This is a genomic window from Daejeonella sp. JGW-45, assembly GCF_029360805.1.
Classification (GTDB): domain Bacteria; phylum Bacteroidota; class Bacteroidia; order Sphingobacteriales; family Sphingobacteriaceae; genus Daejeonella.
This window is the reverse complement of sequence record NZ_JARKNC010000006.1, coordinates 44,191-60,164: the sequence shown is the minus strand read 5'-3', so window position 1 is coordinate 60,164 and position 15,974 is coordinate 44,191. Positions and strand designations below refer to the sequence as shown.

Here is a 15,974-nt window from a genome sequence, read left to right as displayed (position 1 = left end):
TGCCAAATTAAATTTGAGCAGGGCTAATCTTTTTATGGCTTGATACGTATATTAAAAGATAATTTAGAAAGACAAAATTCTACTTATATCGCTTGAAGAAGGCAGTAACAATCTTCCTTTACCTGTTTTGTGCTTCAGGTATTATCAGGGCGCAGCAGATCCCTGCTAATGATAATTGCGGTAATGCCCGGCAGATTAATGCCCTGAAATATTGCTCGCTGGGAGGAGAATTTACAAATGCAGGCGCAACCGAAAGCTTCATCGGGAACGGAGCAGATGTTTGGTTTAAATTTATCGCAGTTGCATTTGAGATCAGCATCAATGTTACAGGCCACACGTTACAATCTCCAAGGATTGGAATGATGACTGACTGCGGGGGTACAGGAATAGTAGGCTCAATCATTGTAGATGGCAATACCACCATTTTTACCAAGGGCGGCTTAACACCGGGGCAAGTATATTATATCTGGGTAAGCGGCGCAAACAATAACACAGGTACATTCGACTTATGTACCAAAAATTACAACCCTCCCACCCAGCCAGGTCAGGATTTTTCTTCTGCTTCCCTCCTATGCAGCACAGCTTCATTCCCGGTGATAAATGTTACCGGAGCGGGAACAAACAACCGTGAGGCCGCGGGCACTTGTATGGAAAATCCGTTAAATGAATCAAATACCGCCTGGTATAGGTGGACAGCAGCAAATAATGGCTCACTGGTATTTACTATTACTCCAACAAATTTCGATGATATAGATTGGGCCTTGTATGATCTTGGTCCCGAAGGCAACACTCAGGTCCCCTCTGGTCAGAATGTAATACGGTGTGCCGCGGGTCATGGAATAGACAACAGCGACTGCCCCGACGAGCTTTTATATACCAAAACAGGACTCGACTTTAATGCTGTCGATTCAACTGAAACCGGAGGTTGCGGGAAAAGCCAGGATGGTATCGTTAAGTTCGTCGAGATGAAGCAAGGTCATGTATATGCCCTGATCATCGATAATTTCACAAGAGGCCATAATGGTTTTACACTTGATTTTACCGATCAGCACGGGAAAGCAGGTACCGCAGAATTCGTTGGCCCTAAAGTTCCTATTACCATGGTCAGGGATAAACCGTGTACAATTGACCAGAATTATACTTTCACTACAAATGCTACAAATTACACATCACTCAAATGGTTTTTTGGTGAAGGGGCAAGTATTGCAAGTTCCGGTGATCTCAATCCCCCGGCAATTTCTTATAGCAGCGCCGGACAAAAAACCGTTGTGCTTCAGGCGACAAGTGACAGGGGCTGCTCCGTAACTTCTTCCATATCCTTTGTTGTCGGATTGAAGCCGGATCTGCCCGTTATTAGTGGCTTAAAACCGCGCTACTGCATTGGAGAAAGCATCACCCTTTCCACACCCAGGCAGGCTGGAGCTACCTATTCCTGGACAGGTCCCGCAGCATTTACCTCAGATCAGCCGGATATAACCATACTGGTAAATAATGCCGGTAAAGCAGGCAGATATTCTCTGACCATCACAATCAATGAATGTACAAGCGATCCGGCATCGGTAATCATCCCACCCATCGGGCAAACACCCGTTGCTTCATTTACAAGCAGCATTGCCAACCCATGTACGGTTCAGCAAACCTATACTTTTACAAACACGTCTCTCAATTACCAGAAAATCAAATGGGATTTTGGTGAAGGGGCCACTGTTTTACCTGGTGGAAGTAACGAGGTCTACACTATTTCTTATATGACTCAAGGAGTTAAAACGATCATCCTTGAAGCAGAAGGCAATTCCGGATGTGTCAGTACATTGAGCCAAACAATCACCGTGTCTCAGAGCTTTGCCCAACCTGTTATTAGTGTTAACAACAACTCAGTTTTCTGTTTAAACGATACCATCAGGCTTAGTACCCCGGTCCAATCGGATGCAACCTATCGTTGGACGGGCCCCAATAATTTCAGCTCTGATCAAAGGGTAATAGAAATACCGGTGACCAGCGTAGCTGTTGCAGGAACCTACAGCGTGATATTGCAGCGAGGATCATGCAGCACGCAAGCAGTTAGCGTAATCATTCCGGCGATCTTCGATAACCCGATAGCCGAATTCCGCGCAGAACCCAGCTTGCCTGCTAAGTTATCCTTTCCGATCAAAATCAGGTTCTTCAATGAATCTGTAGATGCGGATACTTATTTATGGGATTTCGGTGACGGACAAACTTCTACCGATACGAACCCGGAGCATACTTATCTTGAAAAAGGGAACTTCGATGTCACTCTGACAGCATTTAAAGGCAATGTATGTAGCGCATCCGTAGTGAAGGGCACCTTTACGATAAATGAATCCGGAGCTATTTTCATCCCCAACATCTTCACCCCGAACAATGATGCTGTAAATGATCAGTTCGTTGTTAATATGAGTAATATTAAAACCTACCGCATCCAGATCTTCAATCGTTACGGCCTCCTGATGTATTCTTCCGAAAACCTGCTGCAAAGCTGGGACGGCACCTATCAAAATCAGGCAGTACCTGTAGGAACATATTATTATGTGCTTGATGCTGTTGACTTTGATAATAATGTCATTAAAAAATCGGGATCAGTTACTATATTGAGGTGATGAAGATCACCTTACTCACTATAGGCAAAACAGAAGATAAATATTTGACGGAGGGCATCGGGATCTACCTGAAACGCCTGAAACACTACATCAACTTTAGTATCCTCGAAATACCTGACCTTAAGAATACCAAAAGCCTTTCCACTGAACAGCAAAAGAGCAAAGAAGCTGAGCTTATCTTCAAAAACATTAACAGCACCGACCATGTTATCCTTTTGGATGAAAAGGGGCAAGAATTAACCTCAAAACAATATTCAGCATTTCTGAACAAGAAAATGGTTGGTGGACAGCAACATCTTGTTTTTATCGTTGGTGGGCCTTATGGGTTCAGTAAAGATGTTTATGAACGCAGTAATGAAAAAATATCATTATCAAGAATGACGTTTTCACATCAGATGATCCGCTTATTTTTTACAGAGCAACTGTACAGGGCATTCACTATTTTAAAGGGTGAGCCTTATCATCATGATTAAACCTTATGGATTATAAAAGAGATTATCGTTTTAAATCAGGGAACAAAGGCAAGGAAAGCCGGCTGTTCTGGCTGATGATGTTAATAGCTTTGGCTCTCGGAGCTGCTGTATTATATTTCTTATAAAGCGTCGCAGCTGAAACCAACCGTATATTGCCTGGAGTGTGACTACGGTATAGCTTGAGAAGCTTCATCCTACGTTCATCCTACGTTTAGAGACTAGTCGCGCTTTCACTGCTACAGGGATTAAGCTTGGGTAAAGATTAATACCATCCTGCACAAATACCCTGCTTCAGCAAACCTGGATGTGGAAAGCTGCACACCGGACTAAGACTAATCTAGCGCCCGTGAGATGATCACGGGCTGTCAGATTACTTAGATTTCTGAGAAAGGCGTGTTGCGCTCTTACCCGCTGCTTTCGTTGCTTTTGGCTTCTCCTTAGCTATTGGCTCGGGTTTTTTTACCGCTTCGGTAACTACAGGTGCTATTGCGCCTTCGCCAAGGGGTTCAGGAGCTGCTTCAGTAAATAAAGGCAATATGCTGATCGTATTATACCAGCTGATTATTTTTTTAATGTCTGAAGAATACACACGTTCCTGATCATGATCAGGGGAAACCTCTGTAAAAAACTCTCTCAAAGCTTTGCCGTCAGCAGTTTTGGGATCAGGTATGTTCTTGCTGTCCTTCATCTGGGTGAAAATATCACTCAATTTCAAGTCACCACTCTCGCCGAAAATTGTAATATCCTCCAATGAGGCCATTTTCGCAGTGCTGATATTCACCACAATCTTATTCTTCAGTTCATCAAGAGTTTCAAGGATAAAACCTGATTTATTCTGGCCAATAAGCTTATATAGACCTGGTTTTCCTGAAACTGACACTAATCCTCTTAGATTCATTTCTCTTAGTATTAATAGTTAGTATTAAGTATTAAGACAGAATTACATTTAAAAAATTCCCTCTCATTCTAATACTCGATCTAACTCATTTATGTAATTATCCGCCCAGCTCTGATTACCTGACGCCTGATACCTGATACTCTCTCCTATTCTTCAATAATTTCAACTCCCAGGATCTTATCACCCTGACGGATATCATCTACTACATCTACATTTTCAATAACCTTACCAAAGCATGTGTGGTTACGGTCCAAATGCGACGTGTTATTTCTGCTATGACAGATAAAAAACTGTGATCCGCCGGTATTCCGGCCCGCGTGAGCCATAGAAAGTACGCCGCGGTCGTGATACTGGTTGTCGCCGTCGAGTTCGCAATCGATCTTATAACCAGGTCCGCCGGCACCCGTTCCTGTTGGATCACCACCCTGAATCACGAAATCATTGATCACGCGATGAAACGTTACACCATCATAATAACCATCCTTTGCTAGTTTCAAAAAATTAGCCACTGTGTTAGGCGCATCTTTGTCATAAAACTGGACAGTCATGTCACCTTTTTCGGTTTTTATAATTGCTTTGCTCATATGTGTTTAATTAGAATGGAGGACAAAGTTAACTATTTCAGTCAATTGATGAAATTCTTCAATTATCTTATGCTTTTTATAACTTTAAAGAGCTGAATACGTTGGTAATATATGTTAAAAATCAGATTAATCCTTCTCTTCACACTCCTGACAGTGATATGCCAGGCATCGTCCATTCTTCTGCCTATGGATGAAGACCAAAAGAATCATCTGAAAGCCTATGGAGTAACCTTTTGGACTTTAAAAAACGGCGTAGAAGCAAATTGGCTTTTGAATTATCGTGGAGGGAGCTTTCTTATTAAATACTCCCAGGCTCTGGAATCTGAATGTAAAATACGTGGTGTGTCTTATGAGGTGATCCCGGATGCCCGGGTAAATGCGTTGCTAAATGAGATTACCGATCCGTCGGTAAACATGGAGCTTGTCAAGCTTGAGAAAGCGCCAAAGGTTGCTGTATATTCTCCTAAGAATAAACTGCCCTGGGATGACGCCGTCACTATGGTTTTAACCTATGCAGAGATTCCGTACGATATAATATATGATGATGAAGTACTGAAAGGCGACTTACCTAAATACGACTGGCTGCATCTGCATCATGAGGATTTCACCGGTCAATACAACAGGTTCTGGAGCAATTACAAAAACCACAGCTGGTATATCGAGGATGTGAAGATCCAGGAAGAAACGGCTAAACGGAACGGATTTAAAAAAGTATCTGAAATGAAACTTGCCGTTGCGCACTCCATACGTGATTTCTGTGCGGGCGGAGGATTTATGTTCGCGATGTGTTCCGGCCCCGAGACCTTTGATGTGGCGCTTGCTGCAAATGGCACCGACATCGTTGAAAGGATGTTTGACGGCGATGGCTCGGATCCACAGGCACAGGCTAAACTTGATTTTAATCAAACGTTTGCTTTTCATGCCTTCAGATTAGACCTTAACCCGGCTAATAACGAGTTTTCCACGATAGACTCCCGTCCCGGTACGTCGGCGGTCCAGACAGGCAATTTTTCAAAAGACTTTTTCACTCTTTTTGATTTTTCAGCGAAATGGGATATCGTGCCTTCCATGCTCACTCAAAATCATGATAAGGTGATCAAGGGTTTTATGGGCCAAACCACTGCCTTCAAAAGAAGCTTTGTAAAACCAAGCGTTCTTGTGATGGGCGAGACCAAAACACTCGATGAAGTTAAATACATACACGGCGATTTCGGCAAAGGCCAATGGACCTTTTATGGCGGACACGACCCTGAAGATTATCAACATATGGTTGGCGACCCTCCTACCGACCTGAACCTGCATCCAAACTCCCCCGGTTACAGACTGATTTTGAATAACGTATTATTCCCTGCCGCAAAGAAGAAAAAGCAGAAAACATAGAGTTATCAGCTGTGGGCTGTCAGGTATCAGTTTCTGACTAATCGCCTATTGAATTATAGTTTAGATCCGGGTCAGCCGGAAAGAAGCTGGCAGCCCAGGGCTCATGCCTGACACCTCATAGCTGACCGCTGATAGCTCACAGCTGATAGCTCATAGCTGATAACTCACAGCCGACTGCTCCCACCTAATTATAAAACTTCCAGCTAACACCAAACTTCAATAGTTGATCCTGCATGGGATAACCTCTAACAGTATAATAACCTTTTGAAAAAAGACCCTGGTTAGCATACTCATACTTTATAAAGAGATTTGCACGCTTCAAAGTTGCCTTGGCCCACACATCAATCACTGGATAAGAAGAATATTCCAGGCCCCGGTTGTCATTATAAAACTGGCTTACATTAATAGCATAGGCCGGCGCCTTGAACGGCGTGTTAAACCTGAGGTCTGCACCAACATTTGTATATAATACCTTAAACAGCCGGGATGCGTAGTATAGGCTGTTATAGGTGTAAATTTCAGGTGTACGAAGCAGGTCCTGGAAGTCTGTCTTTTGATAAACTATATAGTTATCAAGATTAAACCGGCCAAGCTTGAAATTCTTCATTAAAGTGATCTTAAGCAAATTGATATTGGTCCCGAACTGATCAGGCTCTATTTCCTGTGCACGTGAAGTTTCCTTATAATACAAGTAATTGCTGATCAGGAAATACTCAGCCCTGGCTGATAAATTGAATTTATTGTTTTCGTACAGGAAGGAAAGATTGTTGATCTTGGATTTATCGAAATTCCTGTCCCACCGATGGTACTGGTAATTGACACGCTCAAACATCTGTTCAGGCGATTTATTCTGGGTGTATGCTCCAAGCACTATTCTGCCTATCGATTTACTGAGAAGAAAATTTGCCTTGGCTTCATGCAGGAAATCACCGAAACTAGCCCCCTGCGCTATCTGCTGCAGGTCCACCTCCAGTCCCACCCTATCGCTAAAGCGGTAAGACATACCGGCTTTCAGGGTTGTATTTGAAAAATTCTTTTTATATCCCTGCTGCTCATATTTATAAAGATTATTCTGGATACCCAGGTCTAGTTTTGCCTCATTCTTGAGAAAGCTAACCGCCTTACTCCGCAGATAAAAACTATAACTGAATTCGTTTTTCAGATCCGATAATTGAGTCGAATCATTCGTTAAAGTATAACTTCGGGAAGGCAATACCGGGAATGCACCATAAATATCGTCCTCGTTCCTGAAAAACCTGTACTGATCTTTAGTGTAGGTGATTGAATGTGAAAAGCGCTGTGTGGGCAATATCTTCTCGGCACCATTTTCGCCAGGAAGACTGTCCTTTCTTCCAAGATAGTAGTACTGTTTAAGAAAAAATTGCGTTCGTCTCCAGATTTGCATAGGGCGATCTTCCCCTTTAGCTCTTAGTCGAACAACTTCAGCCATTTTGGCCAGGGAACTCCCGTTAAATATTGAGTCGTTTATTGTAGAGCCATTTTCGCCGGCCTTAATTTTGTTAAATATTACATCACCTATAAGATTATAACGCTTATTTGGAGATTCATACCAGGCAAATAATGCCGCATTCAAATGGTCTGATTGCTGGTTAACAAAAAAACCGTCCCCCCCCAGCCTGTTGAAATTTGCGCCTATATTCAGATTAGGCTTCACATTTTGAGAGTGTATGACTTTGAAAGTTTGCTCCACCGTTTTTCCATTCACGTAATAAAGCTCAGTGTACGGAGTTTTGGCACGATAGAACCGCATCGAGTCCTGAGTAAGGCGGTAGAGGTCAAGTGAATGGAATCCCACGTCAAAACCAATTGTCTTCGATGGCTGGAAAAGCATCTCTCTATAAGCAAGTCCATTATTTCCCAGGCCAATCGTAGGATTATCAGGCTGGTACAAAGGGCTATAGTTCTGAAAATTCCTCAAGGTTGTGTCTATGCCTACCGTTTGTGTGCCTTCTCTGAACAGCCTGAGGTTTGTATAACGGATATACTTAGATGTATAGATAATAGAGTCTTCCGTTGATTCTTCTTTTATTCGTAACGAGTCGAGGCTCATTGAGCCCTCCTGCCCCGCGCGCACTGGGTCTTGCCCAAATGCGTCCGTGATGCAGAGAAGGATCACCAGTCCTGAGAATAAGCTCTTAATCATTTAATTTCCAGAAGTAGCGCTTTCAATACTGTAGTCATTTTCGGCTCCGCTTCATTGGCAGTCTTTATGATCTCTTCCAGCGAAACAGCCTGAAGCGAATCAGGAAAGCCTTCGTCTGTAAGAACTGAAATAGCAAAAACCGGCAGCGACATATGATTAGCAACAATAACTTCAGGCACTGTACTCATACCCACGGCATCTGCACCTATGGTGCGCAAAAACCGGTATTCGGCCCTGGTTTCAAGATTAGGTCCATTAACGGCTGCATAGACTCCGGTATGACACCTAATATTATTCTTTAAAGCTATTCCCATCGCAGCAGAGATCATTTCCTTATTATATGGTTCGCTCATATCAGGGAAACGCGGTCCGAGCTCTTCCTGGTTCCGGCCCCGCAGCGGATTATCTGTTTGAAGATTAATGTGATCATCGATAATCATCAGGTCTCCCTTGCGGAAATCCGGATTGAGTGCACCACTGGCGTTTGAGACTATTAACCTTGAGATACCAAGCATTTTCATCACCCTCACAGGAAACGTGATCTGTTTCATATCATATCCTTCGTAATAATGAAGACGACCCTGCATCGCCACCACCCGCCTGCCGCTAAGTGTGCCGAATATGAGCCTTCCGGAATGAAACTCCAGAGTAGATATTGGGAAGTTAGGTATATTGGAATACATCAATTTATATTCAATCTCAATATCTTCCACAAGCCCTCCCAAGCCAGTTCCCAGAATAATTCCTATCTCAGGTACGAAATCGCCTATCCTCGATTTGATATAATCAGTGGTCAACTGAAGGTTCTGCTGCATATTTCTCTATTAATTCGTTAAATCGGGCTCTTTCCGGTTCATGTATTTCGGCCTCAACGGGCACATAATAAACCGGCAAACCTTTCAAAAGTTCTTTTGCTTCGCCTGAAGATAATCTTTGAGCGTCTTTTTCGGTGGTTATAATCAATTTATCGTCTGCAAACAGAGCATTAAATGATTGCACAAGTTTACTGATATTTTTTTTTGTGAAATTATGGTGATCGGGGTAATTATGATGGATTATGTGCTGGGTATAACCGCCTATTTCAGATAGCAGCAGGGCCGGGTTCGCTATGCCGGTCAACAAAACGATCTCGGTATCTACTTTCACCGAGATAAAGTCCCTTTCCTCCATCGTAGGATCGAGGGGTTTTAAATTTCCATAGACCAAATAAGAAAAAAACACTTCCTGCAGATTTCTAGGCTTTATGATACTGAGTATTTCCTGGCGATCTGCCTGGTCCAGTCCGGGCGGGGTTTTAGTAACTACAAGAAGATCAGCCCGGTTTTTTTCCCAAACCGGCTCCCTTAAATCACCCGCAGGCAACAACACCCGGAACTTAAAAATTGTGTTGTAGTCAAAGAGCAAAATACTCAGTCCGGCCCTCAGTGCGCGATGCTGATAAGCATCATCAAGAATTATCACATCATGATCAGCTTCCAGCTTCTTGATGCCCGCTACCCTGTTTTCACATACCGCCACGGTGATATTATTAAACTTCCGTTTAAACTGGAGCGGCTCATCGCCCGACTCCGCGCTAGATGAGTTCGCTTCAACGAAACGAAATCCGCTTGACTTACGCCCATACCCTCTGCTTAATGTTGCTACTTTATGCTTGTCTTTAAGCAAGCGCACAAGGTACTCGGTCATAGGACTTTTTCCGGATCCTCCGACAGCTAAATTGCCGACGGATATTACCGGAAGCTCGAATCCCCGGGATTTCATTACCCCAAGATCAAACGCCAGGTTACGCGCAACGACTCCCAGGCCGTACACCAGGGAAAATGGAAATAATAGAAGTCTAAATAGTTTCATGGCAAATGGCTTACAGCAAAAATACACTTTTGATTTCAACCTCTTATTTCCCTACTTTGGATTAAAAAAAACAATGAAGAAAATCCTCGTCTTAACAATATGCTTTTTAGCAAACTTCTATTCCGTAGTCGCACAGACAAAAACCGACAACAAACTAAATGCTAAGCTCCGGAAACTGGCTGAAGGCTTCCAGGGTGAAGTGGGCATTTTCGTTCAAAACCTTAAAACAGGGAAAGTTGCCGGAATAAATGCAGACACTATCTTTCCGACAGCTAGTATGATTAAGGTTCCTATCATGTGTGGTGTGTTCGACAAAATAGAAAAAGGTGAATTGAAATACGATGAGACCCTCGTGTACCGGGATAGCCTGCTTTATGCCGGTGAAGATATTCTTGGCTCTTTTAAAGATGGCGAAAAGATAAAGCTAGGCAAGGTACAGATGCTGAGTATTACCACTAGTGATAATACAGCCAGTTTATGGCTTCAGAAATTCGTTGGCGGTGAGAATATCAACAAATGGCTGGAGGCAAATGGTTTTAATAGTACACGAATGAACTCCCGGACTGCCGGAAGGCAGGGAGACTGGCGGAAATATGGCTGGGGGCAAACTACCCCCAGGGAAATGGCAACCCTGGTAAAGATGATCCACCAAGGGACCGCCGTCAGCCCTGCTGCCAGCGAAAGGATGTACCGGAACATGGTGAGAATATACTGGGATGGTGAAGCCCTCTCTCAGATCCCTCCGTACATTCAGGCAGCCTCTAAACAGGGTGCAGTAGACCGGTCGCGGTCGGAAGTAGTTTTGGTTAACGCTCCGCATGGCGACTATGTATTCTGTATTATCACCAAAAACCAGAAGGATACCAGCTGGACGCCGGATAACGAAGGCTATCGGATGATACGAGGGCTTTCAAAGTTGCTTTGGAATTATTTCGAGCCGAAGTCGGGATGGAAGCCGGCGGCGGGCGTTGAGAGGTATGTTGAATGATTAGAGGATGCACTAGGATCTGGCCGCAATCTTCCCCTTCCGGCTAGCTTGTACAAGGTTGAACGTATCCCCGGCTATCTCATTTCGGAAAGTCTTCTATTAAAATTATATAAATATCTTTTATATTTGTAGTTTATAAACATATCTATGGCAACTTTCACCAGCTCCCTTCCTGACGGGCTCCTTCAATTGCTTGAAGAAAAAGCGAAAGAGCTCGCATTGCCCAAAAATAAGCTGATAGAACAGGCACTCCGGCTTTACCTCGATCACCTGAACCGGGCTGCATATATCCGTTCCTATAAACAAATGGCAGAGGATACTGATTTAATCTCTATAGCTGAAGAAGGTATGGCAGATTATTATGAGCAACTGGAAAATGAAGCAAGGTGAACTCTGGTATGCCGATCTGAATCCGGTTAAAGGGAGCGAACAATCCGGTACCCGTCCTGTAGTGATTGTGAGCGGAAACCTGGCAAATACCTATCTCAACACAGTGATTTGCTGCCCGCTAACGACAAAGATCAAACGATACAAGGGCAATGTTTTGCTCAAACCCGATGCAGCAAATAAACTGAGTGAATCGTCCGAAATCCTCGTCTTTCATATTCGTTCTGTTTCCAAAGAACGCCTGATCCGCAGAATAGGGACAATATCTGCGGACGAGCTTAAACAAATTAAAAATGGCTTCGATGATATCTGGAGATATTAACCCATTGCCTTACGGGATCCTATTCTAATCGCCTCGCTCAGGTATATAATATCTTAACGTGGCCTTAGTAGTTCAAAGAATCTAAGGTAAAATCTAGAACTTATAGCGATCAACCCCTACCTTTGTCCTAACTAACCAACCAATTATGTCAAAAGGATTTTTCAATGTTCCGGATCCGGTAAACGAACCCGTCTTAAATTATTCAGTTGGAAGCCGCGAACGTGCACTTCTAAAAGAAGCGCTTGCTGAGGCCCGTTCAAAGGTCATCGACATTCCGATGGTCATCAATGGAAAAGAGATCACTTCGTCTAAGAAGGCGGAAGTCCATCCGCCGCATGACCATAAACACCTCCTGGCAACTTATTCACAGGGAGAAAAGAAGCACATTACTGACGCGATTAATGCCGCATTAGGTGCCAAGGTTTTATGGGAGAATCTGGACTGGGAGCAGCGGGCAGCGGTATTCCTCAAAGCAGCAGACCTTATAGCCGGCCCTTACCGGTATAAGCTCAATGCAGCGACCATGCTCGGACAGTCGAAAAATGCCTATCAGGCTGAAATAGACTCTGCTTGTGAGCTTATAGACTTCCTGCGTTTCAATGTTAAGTATATGACGGAGATCTACCAGCAGCAGCCGCTATCTTCGCGTGGTGCATGGAACAGGATCGAGCAGCGACCTTTAGAAGGGTTTATTTTTGCCCTGACTCCATTTAATTTCACCGCGATAGCCGGAAATCTTCCCACGTCGGCCGCCATGATGGGTAATGTAGTGGTCTGGAAGCCTGCAAATTCGCAAATCTACTCAGCCAATATATTGATGGAAGTCTTTCGTGAAGCAGGCTTGCCTGACGGCGTTATTAATTTAGTATTTGTTTCCGGACCTGATGCCGGGGAGATAATCTTTAACCATCCTGATTTCGCAGGTATACACTTCACCGGTTCTACCGGCGTTTTTCAGGATATCTGGAAAACCATTGGGAATAACATCCATAAATATAAAACCTACCCGCGTATTGTCGGCGAAACCGGGGGTAAGGACTTTATATTAGTCCATGGTTCCGCAGATGTGAAGGCAGCTAGTACCGCTATAGTGCGCGGAGCTTTTGAATACCAGGGCCAAAAGTGCTCTGCCGCATCCAGGGTTTATATTGCCAATTCAATTTGGCCCGCAATAAGGCAACGCGTTGTTAATGATCTGTCGAGTATAAAAATGGGGCCGGTTGAAGATTTCAGCAATTTCATAAACGCCGTTATCGATGAAAAATCATTCGACAAACTCGCTAAGTATATTGATACAGCAAAAAAAGACAAAAGCCTGGAGATCATAGCCGGTGGGAATTACGACAAGTCTGACGGATATTTTATAGAGCCGACTGTTATACTTACTAAGGACCCGAACTATATCACCATGTGCGAGGAACTATTCGGCCCTGTTCTGACCATTTTCGTGTATGCCGATAAAGATTTCGAAAAAACGCTCGAACTGGTTGACCGTACTTCGATATATGCCCTAACGGGAGCTGTTCTTGCTCAGGATCGCTATGTGATCGAAACGGCTACACGGGCCCTGAAAAATGCTGCCGGTAATTTTTACATTAATGATAAATGTACTGGTGCGGTAGTTGGTCAGCAGCCTTTTGGAGGGGCGAGAGGGTCGGGTACAAACGACAAAGCTGGCTCCATGATCAATTTACTTCGCTGGGTTTCGCCAAGAACGATCAAAGAAACATTCGATCCCCCAACGGAGTACTCCTACCCTTTTTTGGAGGAAAAATAAGTTTACAAAAGAAAAGGGCGTCTTCTCAGACGCCCTTTTCATATCCGGGATCGGGGTATCCGGGCACACGTTATTAATGTGCCTTCGTCAATACCGCCTCTTTTAGCGGAGGTATCTCATATTGATCCTTAATATTCACAAGCTGGACAATCGTTGCCTTGGTATAAGCATTGTGCTTAAAATTATCAATGATCTCCAGCACGTCCTTATCTATGTACCTGGCATCTGTGCCATCTATGATCACATCCGATTCTTTCGGTATATTATTTAAAATACCTTGTATAGCCGCCTTATTCAGGAAGGAAACCTCCTGTGCTAATTTGATAGTTATAACCTTCTTATCGGCGTTCTTTTCAATCTTGTAGAAATATGGATTGCGAAGATTATTTCTAAGGATATAGAATATCCCAACCAGCATGCCGATAGCCACGCCTTTCAGCAAATCTGTGAATACGATAGCGAGGATAGTCACAGTAAAAGGAACAAACTGGTCTTTTCCGTGGTGCCACATCTTCTTAAACAAATCAATCCTCGCAAGCTTGTATCCTGTAACCAGGAGAATGGCTGCAAGACATGCCAGGGGAATTTTATTCAAAAGAACAGGAATAAACAGGACAGAAAGCAAAAGGAATATCCCATGAAATATAGCGCTCATTTTCGTCCTGCCGCCGGAATTGACATTCACAGACGATCTGACAATTACAGATGTCATAGGTAATCCACCCAACATTCCGCTGGCGATATTTCCAACGCCCTGCGCAACAAGCTCCCTGTTTGTTGGAGAAACCCGCTTAATGGGATCGATTTTATCTACAGCTTCAATACACAAAAGTGTTTCTATGCTTGCAACAATTGCAATTGTGAAGGCTACAGTCCAGACAGCTTTATTGGAGAGCTGCGAAAAATCCGGCAAAGAAAATAACCCCATAAACTCGGTAAAGGAATTAACAACTGGTATCGTTACCAAATGCTCAGGAGTTAAAGCGAATTGGGTGTTTTGGAACAAAGCCGAAAACACAATGCCAATAGCCACGACCAATACGGGCGCAGGTATCATGCTTAGCTTTTTTATTTTAGGCCAATAGATCAGTATTAAAAGCGATACGACGCTTATGATAACCGCTCCGTAGCTGAATTTATTGAAAGCATCACCAATAGCAGAGAATGTATTACTCTGATCGCTCTGAAGAAAACTTTCGTCGCCTTCAAAATCAGAATCATAACCTACGGCGTGAGGTAATTGCTTAAGAATAAGTATAATCCCGATTGCTGCCAGCATTCCTTCGATAACAGACGAGGGGAAATAATTTGCGATAATACCGGCTTTTACGAATCCCAGAATGATCTGGATAAATCCGGCCAGGACTACTGCAAGCAAAAAGGTTTGATAGGAACCCAACGATGCGATAGCACTGAAAACGATAACCGTTAGGCCCGCTGCCGGTCCGCTCACACTTAATTGTGAACCGCTGATAGATGAAACTACTATCCCGCCTATGATCCCGGTAAGGATGCCCGCGAACAACGGGGCTCCCGATGCCATTGCAATTCCAAGGCAAAGGGGCAGAGCTACCAGGAAGACTACCAACCCTGAAGGCAAGTCTTTCCTTAAGTTCTTGCTTAAAAAATATTTACTCATATGATATTTTAATGATCTTTTGGATCAGTTTATTAATGATGATTTCTTGTTTTGAATAACAGAGATAAAAACCTTATGCTGATTGCATAGACCTGGTGTTGCCGGGAGTATTTTCAAGATCGAACATCTCGTTAAAGAAGTCGACACTTCCTGTGCTTATATCGTATACACCGCCGATTATCCCGATTTCGCCGGCATGCAGCATTTCGCGGATGAGCTGACTCCCCGACACGATCGTTTGAATTTGATGATGTACATTGTTATGAAGCACGTTATTCAGAAATTCGGTATTTGATGACACCCGATTTGCTTTAGTCGAAGTCTCCGATTCAATTGCCGGAAGGATCATCTTAGTAAGTGAGCCGAGATTTCCTATTTCCACACCATCACATGCCGCTTTTACTGCACCACAGCCAGTATGTCCTAAAACGACTATCAGTTTACTTCCTAATACCTTACAGGTATATTCCATACTGGCTATGGCTTGCTGGCTTGCGATATTTCCAGCAAGCCGGACGCTGAATATGTCGCCGAGGCCCTGATCAAAGATGAGCTCAGTTACGACTCTTGAGTCACTACAGCTTAAAACTGCTGCGAACGGCCATTGACCTTCTGCGGTCTCAGATACCGTCTGCATAAAATCTCTATTGTATCGCAGACTATTGCAAAAACGGGCATTTCCTTCCTTTAAAAATTCAAGTGCAATTTCTGGAGTTAGTGAGTCACGGGTTTGACCTTTATGATGTTTCATTATTTTCTTCCTTAAAGTTTATAATCATTTGTTAATAGCTGCAAAAGAATTGCAGGATTCTACATGAGTGTAATCAATAGCGCTTGTGGTCAACATCCGATTCCGGAAAATTAAACACAGAACGACATGAGATTTAGTCCAT

14 protein-coding genes are annotated in these 15,974 nt (G+C 43.5%); 7 read left to right on the top strand and 7 right to left on the bottom strand.

Annotation, left to right across the window (positions count from 1 at the left end; genetic code table 11):
* Nucleotides 1–92: 92 nt before the first annotated feature.
* Complete coding sequence (locus tag P2W76_RS07765; protein ID WP_276347131.1) at nt 93–2,618, top strand: PKD domain-containing protein; 2,526 nt, start codon at nt 93–95, stop codon at nt 2,616–2,618.
* On the top strand, nt 2,618–3,091 hold the full coding sequence (gene rlmH / locus P2W76_RS07760; protein ID WP_276347130.1) for a 23S rRNA (pseudouridine(1915)-N(3))-methyltransferase RlmH: 474 nt from the start codon (nt 2,618–2,620) through the stop codon (nt 3,089–3,091). The genes P2W76_RS07765 and rlmH overlap by 1 nt, the downstream gene beginning before the upstream one ends.
* Before the next feature lie 370 nt (nt 3,092–3,461).
* Here the strand turns inward: rlmH and P2W76_RS07755 are convergent, their stop codons facing one another.
* Both P2W76_RS07755 and P2W76_RS07750 read right to left on the bottom strand, forming a co-directional pair.
* Nucleotides 3,462–3,989, bottom strand: coding sequence for a DUF5606 domain-containing protein (locus P2W76_RS07755; protein WP_276347129.1), 528 nt, complete (start codon nt 3,987–3,989; stop codon nt 3,462–3,464).
* A gap of 146 nt (nt 3,990–4,135) precedes the next feature.
* Nucleotides 4,136–4,573: a peptidylprolyl isomerase gene (locus P2W76_RS07750; protein WP_276347128.1), complete on the bottom strand. Its 438-nt coding sequence runs from the start codon at nt 4,571–4,573 to the stop codon at nt 4,136–4,138.
* Nucleotides 4,574–4,759: 186 nt separating this feature from the next.
* Between P2W76_RS07750 and P2W76_RS07745 the strand changes: the two genes are divergently transcribed.
* The gene (locus P2W76_RS07745; protein WP_276347590.1) at nt 4,760–5,953 is read left to right on the top strand and encodes an asparagine synthetase B; all 1,194 of its coding nucleotides are present in this window, start codon (nt 4,760–4,762) and stop codon (nt 5,951–5,953) included.
* A gap of 184 nt (nt 5,954–6,137) precedes the next feature.
* On the opposite strand, the gene P2W76_RS07740 is transcribed toward P2W76_RS07745, so the two are convergent.
* Genes P2W76_RS07740 through lpxK form a run of 3 tightly spaced genes read right to left on the bottom strand, consistent with a single transcriptional unit; the run spans nt 6,138 to nt 9,968 of the window.
* The gene (locus P2W76_RS07740; RefSeq protein WP_276347127.1) at nt 6,138–8,117 is read right to left on the bottom strand and encodes a putative porin; all 1,980 of its coding nucleotides are present in this window, start codon (nt 8,115–8,117) and stop codon (nt 6,138–6,140) included.
* Nucleotides 8,114–8,932, bottom strand: a complete 819-nt coding sequence (locus tag P2W76_RS07735; RefSeq protein WP_276347126.1) for a purine-nucleoside phosphorylase — start codon at nt 8,930–8,932, stop codon at nt 8,114–8,116. Before P2W76_RS07735 ends, P2W76_RS07740 begins: the two co-directional genes overlap by 4 nt.
* Complete coding sequence (lpxK, locus tag P2W76_RS07730; protein WP_276347125.1) at nt 8,904–9,968, bottom strand: tetraacyldisaccharide 4'-kinase; 1,065 nt, start codon at nt 9,966–9,968, stop codon at nt 8,904–8,906. The genes P2W76_RS07735 and lpxK overlap by 29 nt, the downstream gene beginning before the upstream one ends.
* Nucleotides 9,969–10,041: 73 nt before the next feature.
* Here lpxK and P2W76_RS07725 point away from each other — a divergent pair, with 73 nt between their 5' ends.
* The 4 genes from P2W76_RS07725 to pruA all read left to right on the top strand — a co-directional run bounded on the left by P2W76_RS07725 (nt 10,042) and on the right by pruA (nt 13,442).
* The gene (locus tag P2W76_RS07725) at nt 10,042–10,956 is read left to right on the top strand and encodes a serine hydrolase (protein WP_276347124.1); all 915 of its coding nucleotides are present in this window, start codon (nt 10,042–10,044) and stop codon (nt 10,954–10,956) included.
* 147 nt (nt 10,957–11,103) lie between these two features.
* Nucleotides 11,104–11,346 (top strand): ribbon-helix-helix protein, CopG family, encoded by a 243-nt coding sequence (locus P2W76_RS07720; RefSeq protein WP_276347122.1) that lies wholly within the window; start codon nt 11,104–11,106, stop codon nt 11,344–11,346.
* Nucleotides 11,318–11,665 (top strand): type II toxin-antitoxin system PemK/MazF family toxin, encoded by a 348-nt coding sequence (locus tag P2W76_RS07715; protein WP_276347121.1) that lies wholly within the window; start codon nt 11,318–11,320, stop codon nt 11,663–11,665. The genes P2W76_RS07720 and P2W76_RS07715 overlap by 29 nt, the downstream gene beginning before the upstream one ends.
* 145 nt (nt 11,666–11,810) lie before the next feature.
* A complete protein-coding gene (gene pruA / locus P2W76_RS07710) occupies nt 11,811–13,442 on the top strand; it encodes an L-glutamate gamma-semialdehyde dehydrogenase (protein WP_276347119.1) in 1,632 nt (543 codons plus the stop codon).
* A 73-nt stretch (nt 13,443–13,515) separates the two neighbouring features.
* Here pruA and P2W76_RS07705 read toward each other — a convergent pair whose 3' ends face one another.
* A complete protein-coding gene (locus tag P2W76_RS07705; protein ID WP_276347117.1) occupies nt 13,516–15,081 on the bottom strand; it encodes a SulP family inorganic anion transporter in 1,566 nt (521 codons plus the stop codon).
* Nucleotides 15,082–15,154: 73 nt separating this feature from the next.
* A complete protein-coding gene (locus P2W76_RS07700; RefSeq protein ID WP_276347115.1) occupies nt 15,155–15,832 on the bottom strand; it encodes a carbonic anhydrase in 678 nt (225 codons plus the stop codon).
* Between the last annotated feature and the right edge of the window lie 142 nt (nt 15,833–15,974).

Excerpts from the sequence above, each read along its gene's own strand:
- rlmH (WP_276347130.1), top strand. The coding sequence starts at position 2,618 with ATGAAGATCACCTTACTCACTATAGGCAAAACAGAAGATAAATATTTG.
- P2W76_RS07755 (WP_276347129.1), bottom strand. The coding sequence starts at position 3,989 with ATGAATCTAAGAGGATTAGTGTCAGTTTCAGGAAAACCAGGTCTATAT.
- P2W76_RS07750 (WP_276347128.1), bottom strand. The coding sequence starts at position 4,573 with ATGAGCAAAGCAATTATAAAAACCGAAAAAGGTGACATGACTGTCCAG.
- P2W76_RS07745 (WP_276347590.1), top strand. The coding sequence starts at position 4,760 with ATGGATGAAGACCAAAAGAATCATCTGAAAGCCTATGGAGTAACCTTT.
- P2W76_RS07740 (WP_276347127.1), bottom strand. The coding sequence starts at position 8,117 with ATGATTAAGAGCTTATTCTCAGGACTGGTGATCCTTCTCTGCATCACG.
- P2W76_RS07735 (WP_276347126.1), bottom strand. The coding sequence starts at position 8,932 with ATGCAGCAGAACCTTCAGTTGACCACTGATTATATCAAATCGAGGATA.
- lpxK (WP_276347125.1), bottom strand. The coding sequence starts at position 9,968 with ATGAAACTATTTAGACTTCTATTATTTCCATTTTCCCTGGTGTACGGC.
- P2W76_RS07725 (WP_276347124.1), top strand. The coding sequence starts at position 10,042 with ATGAAGAAAATCCTCGTCTTAACAATATGCTTTTTAGCAAACTTCTAT.
- P2W76_RS07720 (WP_276347122.1), top strand. The coding sequence starts at position 11,104 with ATGGCAACTTTCACCAGCTCCCTTCCTGACGGGCTCCTTCAATTGCTT.
- P2W76_RS07715 (WP_276347121.1), top strand. The coding sequence starts at position 11,318 with ATGAGCAACTGGAAAATGAAGCAAGGTGAACTCTGGTATGCCGATCTG.
- pruA (WP_276347119.1), top strand. The coding sequence starts at position 11,811 with ATGTCAAAAGGATTTTTCAATGTTCCGGATCCGGTAAACGAACCCGTC.
- P2W76_RS07705 (WP_276347117.1), bottom strand. The coding sequence starts at position 15,081 with ATGAGTAAATATTTTTTAAGCAAGAACTTAAGGAAAGACTTGCCTTCA.
- P2W76_RS07700 (WP_276347115.1), bottom strand. The coding sequence starts at position 15,832 with ATGAAACATCATAAAGGTCAAACCCGTGACTCACTAACTCCAGAAATT.